The sequence below is a fragment of the Caballeronia terrestris genome (genome assembly GCF_001544515.1).
Lineage (GTDB): Bacteria > Pseudomonadota > Gammaproteobacteria > Burkholderiales > Burkholderiaceae > Caballeronia > Caballeronia terrestris.
Window position 1 is genome coordinate 21,510 of record NZ_FCOL02000033.1, and the last position, 14,162, is coordinate 35,671.

Genomic DNA, 14,162 nt, shown 5'->3' on the forward strand with positions numbered 1-14,162 from the left:
ACATGCGAGCGCCATCGCACAAGGTACACAGAAACGCCGCACGCGCACGATACGTGATAAATCGAATCGCATGAACCTGTCATTGCTTTCGACGCGAAGACACCGTAGCTTCGCGGCGGGCCGTCAGCATGACGTCGCACGTTGGAAAGCGGATTGTGCCCGGAGATAAACTACTTCCGCCGCTTCACATCACCAATCCAGGGAGAACGCCTATGTACGACGAAAAATTCATGGATCGCGCGCTTGCACTCGCTGCGCAGGCTTTGAAAAACTCCGGCACCGAGCCGTTCGGTGCAGTCATCGTGCGCGATGGCGTCCTGGTCGGCGAAGGATTCAATCACTCGGTCGCGAACTTCGACCCGACCTCGCATGGCGAAACAGAAGCGATCCGCGATGCATGCCGACGCCTCAAGACGGTCGATCTCAGCGGCTGCGAGCTCTACACATCGTGCGAGCCTTGCGCGCTGTGCGTCGCGGCGATGAAGATTTGCGGGATCGGCAAGCTTTACTACGGCGCCTCGCTGGCGCAGTCGGCCGAGGCGTTTGCGAACGTATCGCGAGCTGCACGCCATCCGATCGACATCGATGAATTGCGTCTCGAAGCGGGTGGCACACTCGACACGCGATCGCAGCCGTCGGAGCAAAAGCGCGATGCAGAGGCCGTGCGGATTCTGGAGGAATGGGCAGCGTCGCGTGGTGCGTAGCGCTTCATGGGCTTTCATCCGATGGTGACGCCTGCTGCTTGCAAAACGCATCGAGTCTGCGCAGCAACTCCCGGCCTCGCGACGTGAGACGCGGAAGCGCGCCACCCGTCGCAAGCAATTCGACTTCGACGAGTTGTTCATGTCGAAGGCGATCGGTGTCCTCGCCCAGCGCTTCCACCTGATAGGGCGCGCGCTGCACCAATAGCAGCGTCGAAATTTCATGCGGACTCAGCATTCGGTTCTCCAGGGATGCGACGACGTGTGAGTGCATCCTAGAAAGCGAAGCTGCCAATTCGGCTACAACAATTTTTCCGCGCGTTACGGGGTTACATTCCTGAAATACGCGATGGGGAACGCGCGGAGCCGCGCCGAGCGGACGAAATTATTCGTAGCAATCGTCAGGTCAACCGGATCGACCCGCGCGCGATGCATGCAGATGTACGATTGAAGGTGTAAGCGCCGAGTCAGCAAAACCAAACACGCACCCGCTGCAATGCACCATCGCCGTACAACCGCGAGGAGACACGTCGTGCAACCCACATCCCACCGCTCACCGCCCTCACCTGCGCCACTGCAGCAAACCGTCAAGCCCCGCTTCTGGCCCGAAGGCTGGTGGAAATTGATGGAATATCGCATCGGCATCATTCCGTTGCCGGTCTACGTGATCCTGCTCGCGCTGATTACGGGCTTCGCCGTCACCGGCAAGGTGCCCGGGGAAATCTCGATGGCGATCGCCGTGCTCGCCTTCTTCGGCTTCACGTGCGCGGAGATCGGCAAGCGTCTTCCGATCGTGCGCAATATCGGCGCCGCCGCCATCTTCGCGACCTTCATTCCGTCGGCGCTGACCTACTATCACCTGCTGCCAAAGCCGATTCTCACGCTCACCACCGACTTCACGAAGTCGACCAATTTCCTGTACCTGTTCATCGCGTCGATCATCGTCGGCAGCATTCTGAGCATGGACCGGCGCGTGCTGATTCAGGGCTTCATCAAGATATTCGTGCCGCTCGCGCTCGGCTCGGTGGCGGCGGCGATCGTCGGTACGCTGGTCGGCGGGGCGCTCGGGCTCGGGATGTATCACACGTTCTTCTATATCGTCGTGCCGATCATGGCGGGCGGTATCGGCGAAGGCGCGATCCCGTTGTCGGTCGGGTACTCGGAAATCCTGCATTTGCAGCAGGGCGAGCTGTTCGCCGAGGTCTTGCCGCCGGTGATGCTCGGCAGCCTCACCGCGATCATCTTCGCGGGCTTGCTCGACAGGGTCGGCAAGCGCTTTCCTCACCTGACAGGCGAAGGCCGTCTGCAAGTCGGCGAGGAAGACGAAATGGACCCGGTGCAGGAAGAGATTCGCGGCCACGTCGATGTGACGCACATCGCGGCAGCGGGCATCACCGCCATCACGCTGTACCTGCTCGGGCTGATGTGCCGCAACTTGTTCGGGCTGCCCGCGCCGGTCGCGATGCTGTTTCTCGCGGTGCTCGTCAAGCTTGCGCGTGCGGTATCGCCGCCGTTGCAGGAAGGCGCGTTCGTCGTCTACAAGTTCTTCTCGACGGCGGTCACGTATCCGCTGCTGTTCGCGATCGGGGTAGCGATGACGCCGTGGGACAAGCTGATGGCCGCGTTCACGATCGCGAACATCGTGACGATCGTCGCGACGGTGGCAACGCTGATGGGCACCGGCTTTCTGACGGGCCGCATGCTGAAGATGTATCCGATCGATACGGCCATCGTCAACGCCTGCCACAGCGGCCAGGGTGGCACGGGCGACGTCGCCATATTGACGGCGGCCAATCGCATGCAACTAATGCCGTTTGCGCAGATTGCGACTCGAATCGGCGGCGCGATCGTCGTCACGTTGACGTTGATCGTGCTCGCGCACATGCGGTGACGCTTAAGCGCGTGCTTTCTTCGCGAAGTACTCGGTCGCCATGAGCCTGAAGGCCGTGACGGCGGGATTGTCGTGATCGGAGCGCCAGGCCATGCTCATTTCGGCCTGAATCGAATTGCCGGCGATCAGTCTGAATTCGACGTTGTCGTAATGGAACCGTTGCGCCGATGCCGGCAGAATCCCGATGCCGAGCCCCGCGCGAATAAGCGACAAAATCGTCGGCGTCTGGTCGATGTATTGAGCGACATTGAGCGTCACGCTCTCGGTCGCGAGCATGCCCATGATCCGGTCGTAGAAGTACTTGCCGTGAGTGGGCGAATGCATGATGAAGGGCTGATTGTCCAGTTGCTTGAGCTCGATCTGCTCGTAGCGGCAGAGCGCATGTCCCTTGGGAAGCGCGACGATCAGCGGTTCTTCATCGACCGGTAGAAATTCGAGGTTCTGTCTCGAAGGCAACGGGCGGAGAAACCCCAGGTCGATCGCGTTCGCGGAGAACGCTTCGATCTGCGCCACCGAGATCAGCTCAAGCAGCACGACGTCGATGTCGGGCAATACGTCGGTGGCCGCGACCAGCAGTTCCGGAATCAGCTCGTAACCGGCCGCTCCCGTGAAGCCGATCCGAACGCGCCCCGTCTTCCCCTTGCTCGCGCGCCGGACCGTGCTTTCAGCCTGCTCGGCAAGGCTGAGCAGGCGCGTTGCATCCGCGAGGAAGACGCGCCCTTCCGTTGTCAGTCTCACTGTACGGCCGATGCGTTCGAACAGCTTCACGCCCAGGCTGTCTTCGAGCAAATGGATTTGCCGGCTCAACGGCGGCTGCGTCATGTTAAGCAGCGCCGCAGCACGCCTGAAATTCGATTCGGTCGCGGCAGCGACAAAGCAACGCACTTGTCCGAGATCAAGCATTCTTGGGCGGCCGGGAAGGGATGGAGTCGACGGTCATTATAAGGTTGACTCCTCCCATTCTCGCCCCATCACGTCGTGAGACTGCCCTCGGGCCTCTGCCCCGCCAAGGCCTGCGCAAGACTCGCCAGCACCATTTCGCCCATCGCGGTACGCGACTCCTCGGTAGCGCTCGCGCGATGCGCCTGCAGAACGACGCGGTCCATGTTGAAGAGCGCTTCAGGGACGTTGGGTTCGTCGACGAACACGTCGAGCCCAGCGCCTGCAATCGCGCCGCTGGACAACGCTTCCACCAGATCGCTTTCCACCACCAGCTTCCCGCGCGCGATGTTCACGAGATAGCCGTCCTTCCCCAACGCATCCAGCACGGCGGCATTCACGATGCCTTCCGCTTTATCGGCAGCGGCGGCCAGCACGAGGATGTCGCAACCGCGCGCGAGCGAAAGCAAGTCGCCGACGAATTCATGCGACAAGTCCTCCATGCGGCGCAAGTCCGTATAGGAAACGGGACAACCAAATGCTGAAGCGCGCTGCGCAATCGCGCGCCCGACCTTACCCATGCCGACGATACCGACGCGCTTTCCGCTAAAACGGCGCGACAGCGGCAAGGCGCCCGGATGCGGATTCTTCTGCCAATTGCCCGTCTTCACGAACTCGTTGCCCGGGCAGATTTGACGGCACGCGGCGAGGATCAACCCGATGGCGAGGTCCGCCACGTCTTCGGTCAATGCGCCGAACGTCGCGGTAACCGGAATGCCGCGTTCGCGTGCGAAGGTAAGATCCACAGCATCCGTTCCCACGCCATTGACCGCGATCACTTGCAACGCAGGCAACCGTTCAATCATGTCGTTTGAAATGCCGGTATGTCCGCCGGTTATCACGCCTTTGATCGATGCACCGTGTTCACGGATATACGCATCCTTATCGTCCTTTTCGAACAGGCGATGCATGGTGTAGAGCTCGCCCAGTTTGTCGTTGATGGCCGGGACGAGGATCGGATTCAGTTGCAAGATGCTGGGTTTCAATTCGGACGCTCCCTGTTGATTGACGATTCCGTGGATGAGCTGCGCGCACCGGTCTAACGCATGCATGCTGTCTCAATGTCGGCGGATGATCGGCGTTTTCGCCGCGTACGTCCAATCCCAAAACGCTATCAGTTGATATACGGATCGATGGACAGATCTGCCGGCCTCAATCGATTCAATCCGGGAATCAGGTAATAGCAACAAAAGATTGGACGCGAAATATCCGGATCGCCACAATCAAGGCGTCGGAATGAGGATTTACGCGATCGGCGAATAAAAAACCGATCATCGGCAAAACCCTTTCCCAATAAAAAAACAATAAATCCTTTCCAATTAAAGCGGAGACAACAGCGTGAAATTCCACTGCATCACTTCCCTATTCCTGTCGATTCCTGGTCAACCTGCCGCGACGCGCTGATCCAATCCAGCGCGATTCATCCAGGCTGCGCCACGACGGCGCCGCATTGCCGAAGCCGGAACATCGGGAGGAATTCAAATGAATAATGCCGACGGTATTGTCACGTCCGCCGAAGCGCAACCCGTCACGGAGAAACGCACCAGTTATCGCTGGGTGGTGATGGGACTGATTTTCTGCATCTGGGCGATTGCCTGCGCCGACCGCGCCAACTTCGGCATCGCCCTGCCTTACTTGAAGAAGGAATACGGCATCACCAACACGCAAGCCGGCCTGATCGTCAGCCTGTTCTCGTTCGCGTACGGCTTCGTGCAGATTCCGGTCGGCCTGATCTACAAGCGGCTCAGCGAGAAGACAACCGGCTTCCTGTTCGCCATCTTCATGATCTTCACGTCGATCTTCACCGGCCTGATGGGCACGACGTCGTCCGTCTTTCTTTTGCAGGCTTACCGCGTCGGCTTGGGCTTGTCGGAAGGGCCGCTCGGGATCGGCTGCACCAACGTGATCAACCGCTGGTTTCCCGCTCGCGAGAAAGGCACGGCGACCGGCTTGTGGATCGCTGCATCAAAGCTCGGTCCGCTGATCGTGCCGTCGGTGTGCATCCTCGTGATCGAGCTGTGGGGATGGCGGGAGATCTTCTACGTCTTCGCGATACCCGGCATCCTGCTCGCGATCGTCTGGATGGTGATGGTGACGAATTCGCCGAGCGAAAATCGTTTCTGCTCGCCCGCTGAGCGGCGCTATATCCTCGACGAGACGGCGGCGAACGGCATCGACAGAAAATCCGCGCGGGCCGACGACGTGGCGCGCATGCCCTATCTCGACACGTTCAATCGCACGAAGCGCGTACCGCAACTCGATACGATCGGACAGGTCTTCCGCTCGTGGAATATCTTCGGAGTCGCGCTCGGCTATGGCTGCATGATTGGCATCAGCAACATCTTCATGTCGTGGATTCCCACTTACCTCGTCACGGTCAAGGGCTTCACCTCCGTAAAAATGGGCTTCCTCGCGTCGGCGCCGTTCATCGGCGCAGTGGCCGGAAACATGCTCGGCGGCATCATCTCGGACCGCCTGCTCGGCGGACGCCGCAAGCCGATGATGATGGTGGGTGCGCTCGGCACCGTCGTCATGATGGTGCTGCTGATCGATGCGCCGGACAGCGTCGCGTATCTCGGCGTGACGCTGGTGATGTCGGGGCTCATGCTGGGTATCGGCTTCGCGGGATACTCCGCGTATCCGATGGGGCTCGCGACCAAATCGACGTATCCGACGGCGTTCGGCATCGTCAATTGCCTGGGCCAGATCGGCGGCGCGTGCGCACCGCTGGCGGTGGGAATCCTGCTGGATCGCTATAGCTGGACCAGCGTGTTCCTGTATATGGTCGGGACGTCTTTGTTGTGTCTCGTGCTGCTGCTCACGGTTGTCGAGCCGATTGCGCTGCGGGATGAGGGCGCGAAAGCGCGGGGACGATGACTGCCAGCGATCTATTCGCGCACACTCCGTGCCAACGATCGCAACAGCCCCGCGCCGTCCCCACTCCACGCACTGCCATGCATGCAGGCGAGCGTCGTCGGGTCGAGTTCGGCGAGTCGCTCGAACATGGCATCGGCGTTACGCGTGTGCGAGAAATAATCCATGCTGCGTCGAAACGCTTCGCTCGGCCCGAGAATGTCCGATGTCGTGAGCGGCGGAAGGTTCGCGCCGGGCTGCGTAAACAGGTCGCCGCAAAGGAGCGTGCGCGTTCGCTCCTCCATCAGGAAGCCGCATTCCCACGCATGCGGCAAGTGCGGCGTGTCGATCCATCGCACGGTGTGACGTCCGAGGCTGATGCTCTCCCCGTCTGCCAGTGCGACCGGCGCCCGATCCGCCAGATCGTTGATGGAGACCATTGCCGCAACGGTCCCGCATAACGGCGACGCGTCCGGTGCCACCGCCAGCCACTCGTTGAGCGATCCGCACTCGTCCGCCTCGACGTGCGAAAACGCAATATGCCGCAGCCGCTCCGGCGCGATGACGCTCGACAACGCCTCGCGCACGAGAGAAAACATCTTGCGCGGGCCGGTATGAAACAGGAGCGGCTCGTCGTCGACAATCAGATACTGGTTGAACGAGAAGCCGCCCGCGTCGCCGGGAATGATGAACGGCGTATTGATGCGATACAAGCCGTCGGCAATTTCCTCGACGTTCGTACCCGACTGCGGATTGGTGATGCCCATGTGCCCCTCCTGCGGATCTACTTTCACATCGCGTTCACGCGCAGCGAAACTACATCACAGCCTGACATCGGCTTCTGCACCCCCCGCCTGTGCGTAAGAAAACCGCTATATGTGATGCGTATTCTGCGCTTCCTGTTCTTCCTTTGCATTCACGGCGACCGCTCAGCCGCATTGACGAAGTCGATGAACACGCGCAGCGGCGCCGGAACGTGCCGCCGGCCGGGATAGTAGAGGAACGGCCCCGGGAAGGTCTGCCACCACGGCATGAGGATCGGCTCCAGCGCGCCGCTCTGCAGATGCGGCGCAAGCATGCCTTCGAACAGATGAATGATGCCGACGCCCGCCACAGCCGCACTGACCGCGAGGTCCACGGCCGCGCCCGGCCGAACCCGCAGCGGGCCGGTAGGATCGAGCCGGACCACTTCACCGTCGCGCTCGAAATTCCACGTCGGAGTAGCGCCGCCCGCGAACTGGCCGCGCAGGCAGGCGTGATCGAGCAGTTCACGCGGATGCGTCGGCCGCCCGTGCGCATCGAGATAGTCGGGCGAGGCGGCAGTGGCGAAGCGCTGCACGCGCGGGCCGATCGGAACGGCGATCATGTCCTGTTCGAGGCGCTCGTCGTAGCGGATGCCGGCATCGCAGCCGATCGACAGCACGTCCACGAAGCCGTCCTCCACCACGACTTCCACGCGGATGTCCGGATAGGCCTTCAGGAATGGCGCGAGAATGTCGGGCAGCACGATGCGCGCGGCGCTCGACGGCACGTTGAGCTTGAGCGTGCCGGTGGGCTTTTCGCGGAAGCCGTTCAGGACGTCGAGCGCGGCTTCCATCTCGCCCATGAGCGGCGCGAGCTTGTCGATGAGCCGCTGGCCCGCTTCGGTTGGCGCCACGCTGCGCGTCGTGCGGTTGAGCAGCCGCAGCCCGAGCCGCGCTTCCAGGCGGCGCACGGCCGTGCTCAGGCTCGACGCGGACACGCCGCTCGCGCGCGCCGCATCGCGAAAGCCGCCGGCGCGCACGACGGAAGCGAATGCCGCCAGATCGTTGAAGTCCATGAGCACTGTGCATTTTTTTGAACGACCCGTGCAATCTAGGACGGATTATCGAACAGCGCAAGGTGCTTCATACTCGGCTTCAACTCTCAACCATCGGAGCAACTCATGTCCTTACATCAACCCTTCTTGTTTGCCGGCCGCCAGGTTTCCCGCATGGGCTACGGCGCGATGCAACTCGCAGGTCCGGGCGTGTTCGGCCCGCCGAAAGACCGCGCCGCCGCGATCGCCGTGCTTCGCCGCGCAGTTGAAGCCGGCGTGAATCACATCGATACGAGCGATTTCTACGGCCCTCATGTCACCAATCAGATCATTCGCGAGGCGCTGCATCCGTATCCGGACGATCTGCTCATCGTGACGAAGGTTGGCGCCGTGCGCGACGCGACCGGCGGCTGGCTGCCCGCGATGGAACCGGCGGACATCGAGCGGAGCGTCCACGACAACCTGCGCAACCTCGGCCTCGATGCAATCGACGTCGTCAATATGCGCATGATGGGCAACGTCCACAGTCCGAGCGAGGCACCGGTCGAAGCGCAGATCACCGCGCTCGCAGACCTGAAACGCAAAGGGCTCGTGAAGCACATCGGACTGAGCAACGCGACGCGCGCGCAGATCGACGAGGCGCGCAGCATCGACGAGATCGTGTGCGTGCAGAATCACTACAATCTCGTGCAGCGCGAGGACGGTGAACTCGTCGATCATCTCGCGCGCGAAGGCATCGCGTACGTGCCATTCTTTCCGCTCGGCGGCTTCACGCCGATCCAGTCGGGCGCGCTCTCCGACATCGCAAAAGAACTCGACGCCACGCCGATGCAGGTCGCGCTCGCGTGGCTGCTGTATCGATCGCCGAACCTTCTGCTGATTCCGGGAACGTCGTCCGTCGCGCATCTGGAGGAGAACCTGCGCGCGGCGGAACTGACCCTCGCCCCCGACGTGCTCGCCCGCCTCGATGCGCTGGCCGCCTAAAAGATGAACCCCGTGTTGACGAACTTCGACTGGTGATCGGTGACGATCGCATCGAGCAGCGTCTTGCTTTCGTCGGTTTGCTTGGCGGCGACCATCGAGCGGATCGAGAACGCCCGCAGCGCATCCGTGACCGAGAGCGTGCCTTCCGCCGAGTCCTTGCGTCCGGCGAACGGAAACACGTCGGGACCGCGCTGGCATTGGCAGTTCAGGTTCACACGGCACACCTGGTTCACGAGCGGATCGACGAGCGCGCCGATCTGCGCGGGATCGGTGCCGAAAATGCTGACCTGCTGCCCGTGCTCCGAGGTGATCACGTACTGCAAGGCGGTCTCGACATCGTCGAACGGCGTGATCGGGATGATCGGCCCGAACTGCTCCTCGCGATACAGCTTCATGCCTTCCTGCACCGGATACACGACCGCCGGATAGAAGAGCGTCTTGCAGAACACGCCGCCGCCCTCGTTGACGACGCTCGCGCCCTTCGCCTTGGCATCATCGATGGCTTCGGTCATGTAGGCGGTGCGATGCATGCCCGGCAGCGGCGTGATCGATACGCCCTTCTCCCACGGCATCCCGACCTTCAGCTTCGCCAACTCAACCGTAAAGCGCTCGATGAACACATCGACGATCGAGCGATGCACCATCAGCATCTTGAGCGCCGTGCAGCGCTGCCCGTTGAACGACAGCGCGCCGAGCAGGCACTCCTTCACCGCTAGACCGATGTCGGCATCGGGCAGGATGATCGCGGCGTTCTTCGCGTCGAGACCGAGGATCGCGCGCAGTCGGTGCGACTTCGGATGCTGCTTCTTCAGATGGTCCGCGACCTTGCTCGATCCGATCAGCGCGAGCACGTCGATCTTGCCCGACGCGAGCATGTGCGGTACGACCACCGCGCCCGGCGCGTAGATCGTATTGATGACGCCTTTCGGAAACGCCTCGCGAAACGCTTCAAGCAGCGGATAGAAGAGCAGCGTGCCGTATTGCGGCGGCTTGAACACCACCGTGTTGCCCATCAGCAGCGCCGGAATCAGCGTGGCGAAGGTCTCGTTGAGCGGATAGTTGTACGGCCCCATGCACAGCACGACGCCGAGCGGCGTGCGCCGGATCTGCCCGATCGTGCCCTCCGCGATCGTGAAGCGCGAATTGCTGTTGTCCTGCTCCTTGAGCGCTTCGATCGTGTCCTGCATGTAGCTGACGGTGCGGTCGAACTCCTTCTGCGAATCGGCGAGGCTCTTGCCGATCTCCCACATGATCAGGTTCACGATCTGCGAGCGCTCGGCGACCATGCGCCGGATGAAGTCCTGCATGCACGCGATGCGCTGCCCAACCGTCATCGTCGGCCAGGCACCGCGGCCGTGATCGTAGGCGCGCACGGCGGCGTCGAGGGCGGCGTCGCTTTCCGTTTCGCCCATCACCGGATAGCTGCCGATCGCGACCTGCTCGACGTCGCCCGACGGTTCGCGCACGCAGACTGGCGAGAGCACGGTCTTGCAGGCGCCGTCCCAGGGCCGCAGTTCGCCATCGACGAGCGAGACGCGTTGATGGATCGGCGCGGCGAGGCGCGCGTCCTCGGGGATCTCGCCGGCGGAAGGAAAGAGTTGCTGCAGGTTTTCGGAGGTCATGTGCGGCATGGCGTTGTCCTCATGGTCACACGTCAACGTTCAATCGGCGCGAGCGGCACGTCGGCGGCATCGCGGAGGTCGTCCAGATCGCGGCCGCGTGTTTCCGGCGTGTAGTAGGTCGTCACGACGCCGATCAGGCTCAAAATCGCGACATATGCGGCAAGCGGAATCCACGCGAGAATCCGGCCTTCGGCGCCGCCCCAGTGCGTGGTCGCCCAGGCGATGATCGACGCGCCGATCAGCGGCGCTACCCCGCCCGCGATGACCGCCGATACTTCACGCCCCACCGCGACGCCGGCGTAGCGGTGCTGCGCGCCGAAGAGCTCGGGCAAGAGCGCGCCTTGCGTCGCGAACATGCCCCAGACACCCGCGAGCGCGACGCAGAGCATTGCAATGCTGGCGGTCGCGTTGCCCTGGCTCAGTATCCACCAGGTCGGAAAGGCCAGCAACAACTGGTAAATCGCGAACGCACGATAGACGGGGATGCGACCGTAGCGGTCGCTCAGCCAGCCGGTGAGCGGAATGATGACCGCGCCCGACGCGCCGGCGAGCAGCAGCGCGACCGGCCCGATCGGTCCCTTGAGGCCGGTGGCCGTCACCATGTAGCTGATCGCGAGCGACTGATAGATCGACGAACCGCCGTTCTCGGCCATACGCATGCCGATGACTTTCAGGAGCGTCGGCTTCGAGTGGCTGATGAGGTGCTTGAGCGGGCTGTCGTTGACTTGATGGCGCGCTTCGAGCTTCGTGAACGACGGCGATTCCTTGAGCTTCAGCCGAATCCAGATCGCCACGCCGATGATCACGACGCTCAGCAAGAACGGCACGCGCCAGAGCCAGCTTTGCGAGATGTCCTCGACCCGCACGAGCGCGAAGTAGATCGCGGCCGCCATCACGGTGCCGAGCAAAACGCCCATGAAGGGCAGCGCGGCGAAGTAGCCGCGTCGCTTCGCTGGCGCGTATTCGGCCATCAGCACGGCGGCTCCGGCCTGTTCCGCGCCCGCGCCGAGTCCTTGCAGCAGACGGCAGCCGACGAGCAGGATGGGTGCCCAGATGCCGGCGCTCGCATACGTCGGCAGGAGGCCGATCAGCGTGCTCGCGACGCCCATCAAAAGGATCGTCGCCATCAGCACGAACTTGCGTCCGTAGCGGTCGCCGAGCGTGCCGAAGATGATGCCGCCCACCGGCCGGATCGCGAAGCCGAGAAAATACGCGCCGAAGCTCGCAATGAGGCCCATGCTCGGATCGCTCGACGGGAAGAACAGCGGCCCGAAGATCAGCGCCGACGCGAGGTTGTACAGCGCGAAGTCGTAGTATTCGAGTGCGCTGCCAAGCGATGCGGCCCAGGCGGCGCGGTACAGGTCCGAGGTCGTGACCTCCTGCTTGGCCGTCACGGGCTCCGGATGGGAGCCGTTAGGGGCGACCGCAATGGTTTGATGGTGTTTCATCTCGTCTCCTCCAAAAATGGATGCCGTGTGTCACGGCGCTTGGGGCGCGTCGTGCTCGTCTTGTCGCGAGCTGACGGGCCTTCCTGCTACTGTTTGAACTAGCCGACGCGGGCGATCTCGTCGAGCAAGGCCGTGCTCATTGCGTCGATGGGCGCTTTCTTGCCCGTGTACAACTCGACCTGTCCGCAAAACTGATGCAGCAGCATCCGCGTCCCATCGATCACGCGGCAACCGACAGCCGCTGCATCGCGTATCAGCTTCGTGCGCACGGGGATGAACGCGGCGTCCATCACGAAGAGATGCGGCGCCAGTTGTTCAGCGTTCAGCGGGTTGACGTCGGGCGCGCGGAAACCGGCGGCGGTCGCGTTGATCACGCCATCGAATGCGTGCGGGTCGAAGTCGCTCAACTCGCCGCCGAAAGTGACGCCAAAGTCGCGCGCCAGTTCCTCTCCGCGCGACGCCGTGCGATTGAACACAGTCACGTGCGCGCCCGCGCGTCGCACGCCCCAGGCGATCGCCCTTGCCGCTCCGCCCGCGCCGAGCAGCGCGATGCGGCGTCCTTCCAGCGTCGTGACTTCTTCGAGCGCGCGCACGGCGCCCTCGCAATCCGTGTTGTAGCCGGTGAGCCATCCGTCGCGGTTGTCGATCGTATTGACCGCGCCGATCTCGCGCGCGGTGACATCGAGTGCGTCGAGGTGCGGCATGACGGCCTGCTTGTGCGGCATCGTGACGTTCAGTCCGCGAATGCCGAGCGTGCGCATCGCGTTGATCGCGCCGGCCGCATCCTCTATGCCGAAGCTGACGAACGTGTAGTCCACGCCGAGCGCGCGGTACGCCGCGTTGTGCACCTTGACGTTGAACGTGAACGGCTGGCCGGCGAGCGAGCCGCACAGGGCCGGGATCGAATGGGGCATGGTGAGCTATACCTTCGAGAGATCGAACGCGGAGACGGCTGCTTCCCCATCGAGCACGCGCAGGAGGTTGTCGGTCGCGAGTTCGGCCATCGCGCGGCGCGTCTCGTGCGTCGCCGATCCGATGTGCGGAAACGGCGTGACCCGCGGATGCGTGCGCAGCGGCGAATCCTGCGGGAGCGGCTCGATAGCGAACACGTCGAGGCCCGCCGCGCGCAAGTGACCGCTGTCGAGCGCGGCGAGGAGCGCGTCCTCACGCACGATCGCGCCGCGCGAACCGTTGACGAAGACCGCGCCCGGCTTCATCGATGCGAACGCCTTGGCATCCATCAGGCCGCGTGTTTCGTCGGAAAGCGGCAGCGTCAGCGCGACGATGTCGGCGCGTTCGAGCACTTCGTCGAACGATCCGCGCACCGCGTATCCCGCGAGCCTTTCCGGCACCTGCACGTCGAACGGATCGTGGAAGACCACCGGCATGTCGAACCCGAGCGCCGCGCGCCGGGCCACCGCCTGCCCGATCCGCCCGAAGCCGAGCACGCCGAGCGTCTTGCCGTGCACGTCCCAGCCGAACAGGTCCTCGCCGATGTTGCGCGTCCAGCGGCCATCGCGCACATGATTCGACAGCTCGACGAGACGCCGCGACGCGGCCATGATCAGCGCGAAGACGGTATCGGCGGTGGTTTCGGTCAGGACACCGGGCGTGTGGCAGAGCGCGATGCCGCGCTGCTTGAGATACGCGAGGTCGTAGTTGTCGACGCCGACCGAGATGCTCGAAATCACGCGCAGATGCGGCGCGCGGGAGAGTTCTTCGGCGCCGAGTTTGAAGCTGGAACCGATCAGGCCGTCGGCGTTTTGCAGCGCTTCGCGAAAGCGCGGCAAGTCGTCGGCGCTGCGCGGATCGGCGACGGTGACGTCGTGCCACGTCCGGATGCGTTCGAGCAGGTCGTCGGGAAGCTTGCGAAAGACGACTACGTTTTTGCGTGCTGAAGGTGTTGTCGACATGATGTGCTCCTGA

General features: G+C 62.9%; 14 protein-coding genes. 4 read left to right on the top strand and 10 right to left on the bottom strand.

The genetic code is table 11. The annotated features are described in order from the left end of the window. Positions 1 to 212 precede the first annotated feature (212 nt). The gene (locus AWB67_RS23200; protein ID WP_087658571.1) at positions 213 to 704 is read left to right on the top strand and encodes a nucleoside deaminase; all 492 of its coding nucleotides are present in this window, start codon (positions 213 to 215) and stop codon (positions 702 to 704) included. A gap of 4 nt (positions 705 to 708) precedes the next feature. Here the strand turns inward: AWB67_RS23200 and AWB67_RS23205 are convergent, their stop codons facing one another. Then, positions 709 to 939, bottom strand: coding sequence for a hypothetical protein (locus AWB67_RS23205; RefSeq protein ID WP_087658572.1), 231 nt, complete (start codon positions 937 to 939; stop codon positions 709 to 711). 294 nt (positions 940 to 1,233) lie between these two features. On the opposite strand from AWB67_RS23205, the gene AWB67_RS23210 reads away from it, so the two are divergent. Next, a complete protein-coding gene (locus AWB67_RS23210) occupies positions 1,234 to 2,592 on the top strand; it encodes a 2-hydroxycarboxylate transporter family protein (RefSeq protein ID WP_374729845.1) in 1,359 nt (452 codons plus the stop codon). Between the two features lie 3 nt (positions 2,593 to 2,595). Here AWB67_RS23210 and AWB67_RS23215 read toward each other — a convergent pair whose 3' ends face one another. From AWB67_RS23215 to AWB67_RS41935, 3 genes are all read right to left on the bottom strand, one after another. Beyond that, the gene (locus tag AWB67_RS23215; RefSeq protein WP_087658574.1) at positions 2,596 to 3,495 is read right to left on the bottom strand and encodes a LysR family transcriptional regulator; all 900 of its coding nucleotides are present in this window, start codon (positions 3,493 to 3,495) and stop codon (positions 2,596 to 2,598) included. A gap of 68 nt (positions 3,496 to 3,563) precedes the next feature. Next, positions 3,564 to 4,517, bottom strand: a complete 954-nt coding sequence (locus AWB67_RS23220; protein WP_087658602.1) for a 2-hydroxyacid dehydrogenase — start codon at positions 4,515 to 4,517, stop codon at positions 3,564 to 3,566. A 187-nt stretch (positions 4,518 to 4,704) separates the two neighbouring features. Then, a complete protein-coding gene (locus AWB67_RS41935) occupies positions 4,705 to 4,881 on the bottom strand; it encodes a hypothetical protein (RefSeq protein WP_235025268.1) in 177 nt (58 codons plus the stop codon). Between the two features lie 132 nt (positions 4,882 to 5,013). On the opposite strand from AWB67_RS41935, the gene AWB67_RS23225 reads away from it, so the two are divergent. After that, entirely contained in the window at positions 5,014 to 6,408 is a 1,395-nt protein-coding gene (locus AWB67_RS23225; protein WP_087658575.1) for an MFS transporter, read from the top strand. 11 nt (positions 6,409 to 6,419) lie between these two features. On the opposite strand, the gene AWB67_RS23230 is transcribed toward AWB67_RS23225, so the two are convergent. Together AWB67_RS23230 and AWB67_RS23235 are read right to left on the bottom strand one after the other, a co-directional pair. After that, entirely contained in the window at positions 6,420 to 7,151 is a 732-nt protein-coding gene (locus AWB67_RS23230; RefSeq protein ID WP_087658576.1) for an oxygen-binding di-iron domain-containing protein, read from the bottom strand. Positions 7,152 to 7,300: 149 nt separating this feature from the next. After that, the gene (locus AWB67_RS23235; protein WP_087658577.1) at positions 7,301 to 8,203 is read right to left on the bottom strand and encodes a LysR family transcriptional regulator; all 903 of its coding nucleotides are present in this window, start codon (positions 8,201 to 8,203) and stop codon (positions 7,301 to 7,303) included. A gap of 105 nt (positions 8,204 to 8,308) precedes the next feature. On the opposite strand from AWB67_RS23235, the gene AWB67_RS23240 reads away from it, so the two are divergent. After that, a complete protein-coding gene (locus tag AWB67_RS23240) occupies positions 8,309 to 9,166 on the top strand; it encodes an aldo/keto reductase family oxidoreductase (RefSeq protein ID WP_087658578.1) in 858 nt (285 codons plus the stop codon). On the opposite strand, the gene AWB67_RS23245 is transcribed toward AWB67_RS23240, so the two are convergent. The 4 genes from AWB67_RS23245 to AWB67_RS23260 all read right to left on the bottom strand — a co-directional run bounded on the left by AWB67_RS23245 (position 9,163) and on the right by AWB67_RS23260 (position 14,149). Continuing rightward, positions 9,163 to 10,788, bottom strand: a complete 1,626-nt coding sequence (locus AWB67_RS23245; RefSeq protein ID WP_087658603.1) for an NADP-dependent glyceraldehyde-3-phosphate dehydrogenase — start codon at positions 10,786 to 10,788, stop codon at positions 9,163 to 9,165. The genes AWB67_RS23240 and AWB67_RS23245 overlap by 4 nt on opposite strands. A gap of 32 nt (positions 10,789 to 10,820) precedes the next feature. Then, positions 10,821 to 12,236: an MFS transporter gene (locus tag AWB67_RS23250; RefSeq protein ID WP_235025269.1), complete on the bottom strand. Its 1,416-nt coding sequence runs from the start codon at positions 12,234 to 12,236 to the stop codon at positions 10,821 to 10,823. Positions 12,237 to 12,334: 98 nt separating this feature from the next. After that, positions 12,335 to 13,150 (bottom strand): shikimate dehydrogenase, encoded by an 816-nt coding sequence (gene aroE / locus AWB67_RS23255; protein ID WP_087658579.1) that lies wholly within the window; start codon positions 13,148 to 13,150, stop codon positions 12,335 to 12,337. 6 nt (positions 13,151 to 13,156) lie between these two features. After that, positions 13,157 to 14,149 carry a 2-hydroxyacid dehydrogenase gene (locus AWB67_RS23260; protein ID WP_087658580.1) on the bottom strand — a complete coding sequence of 331 codons (993 nt, stop codon included), beginning with the start codon at positions 14,147 to 14,149 and terminating at the stop codon, positions 13,157 to 13,159. Positions 14,150 to 14,162: the final 13 nt, after the last annotated feature.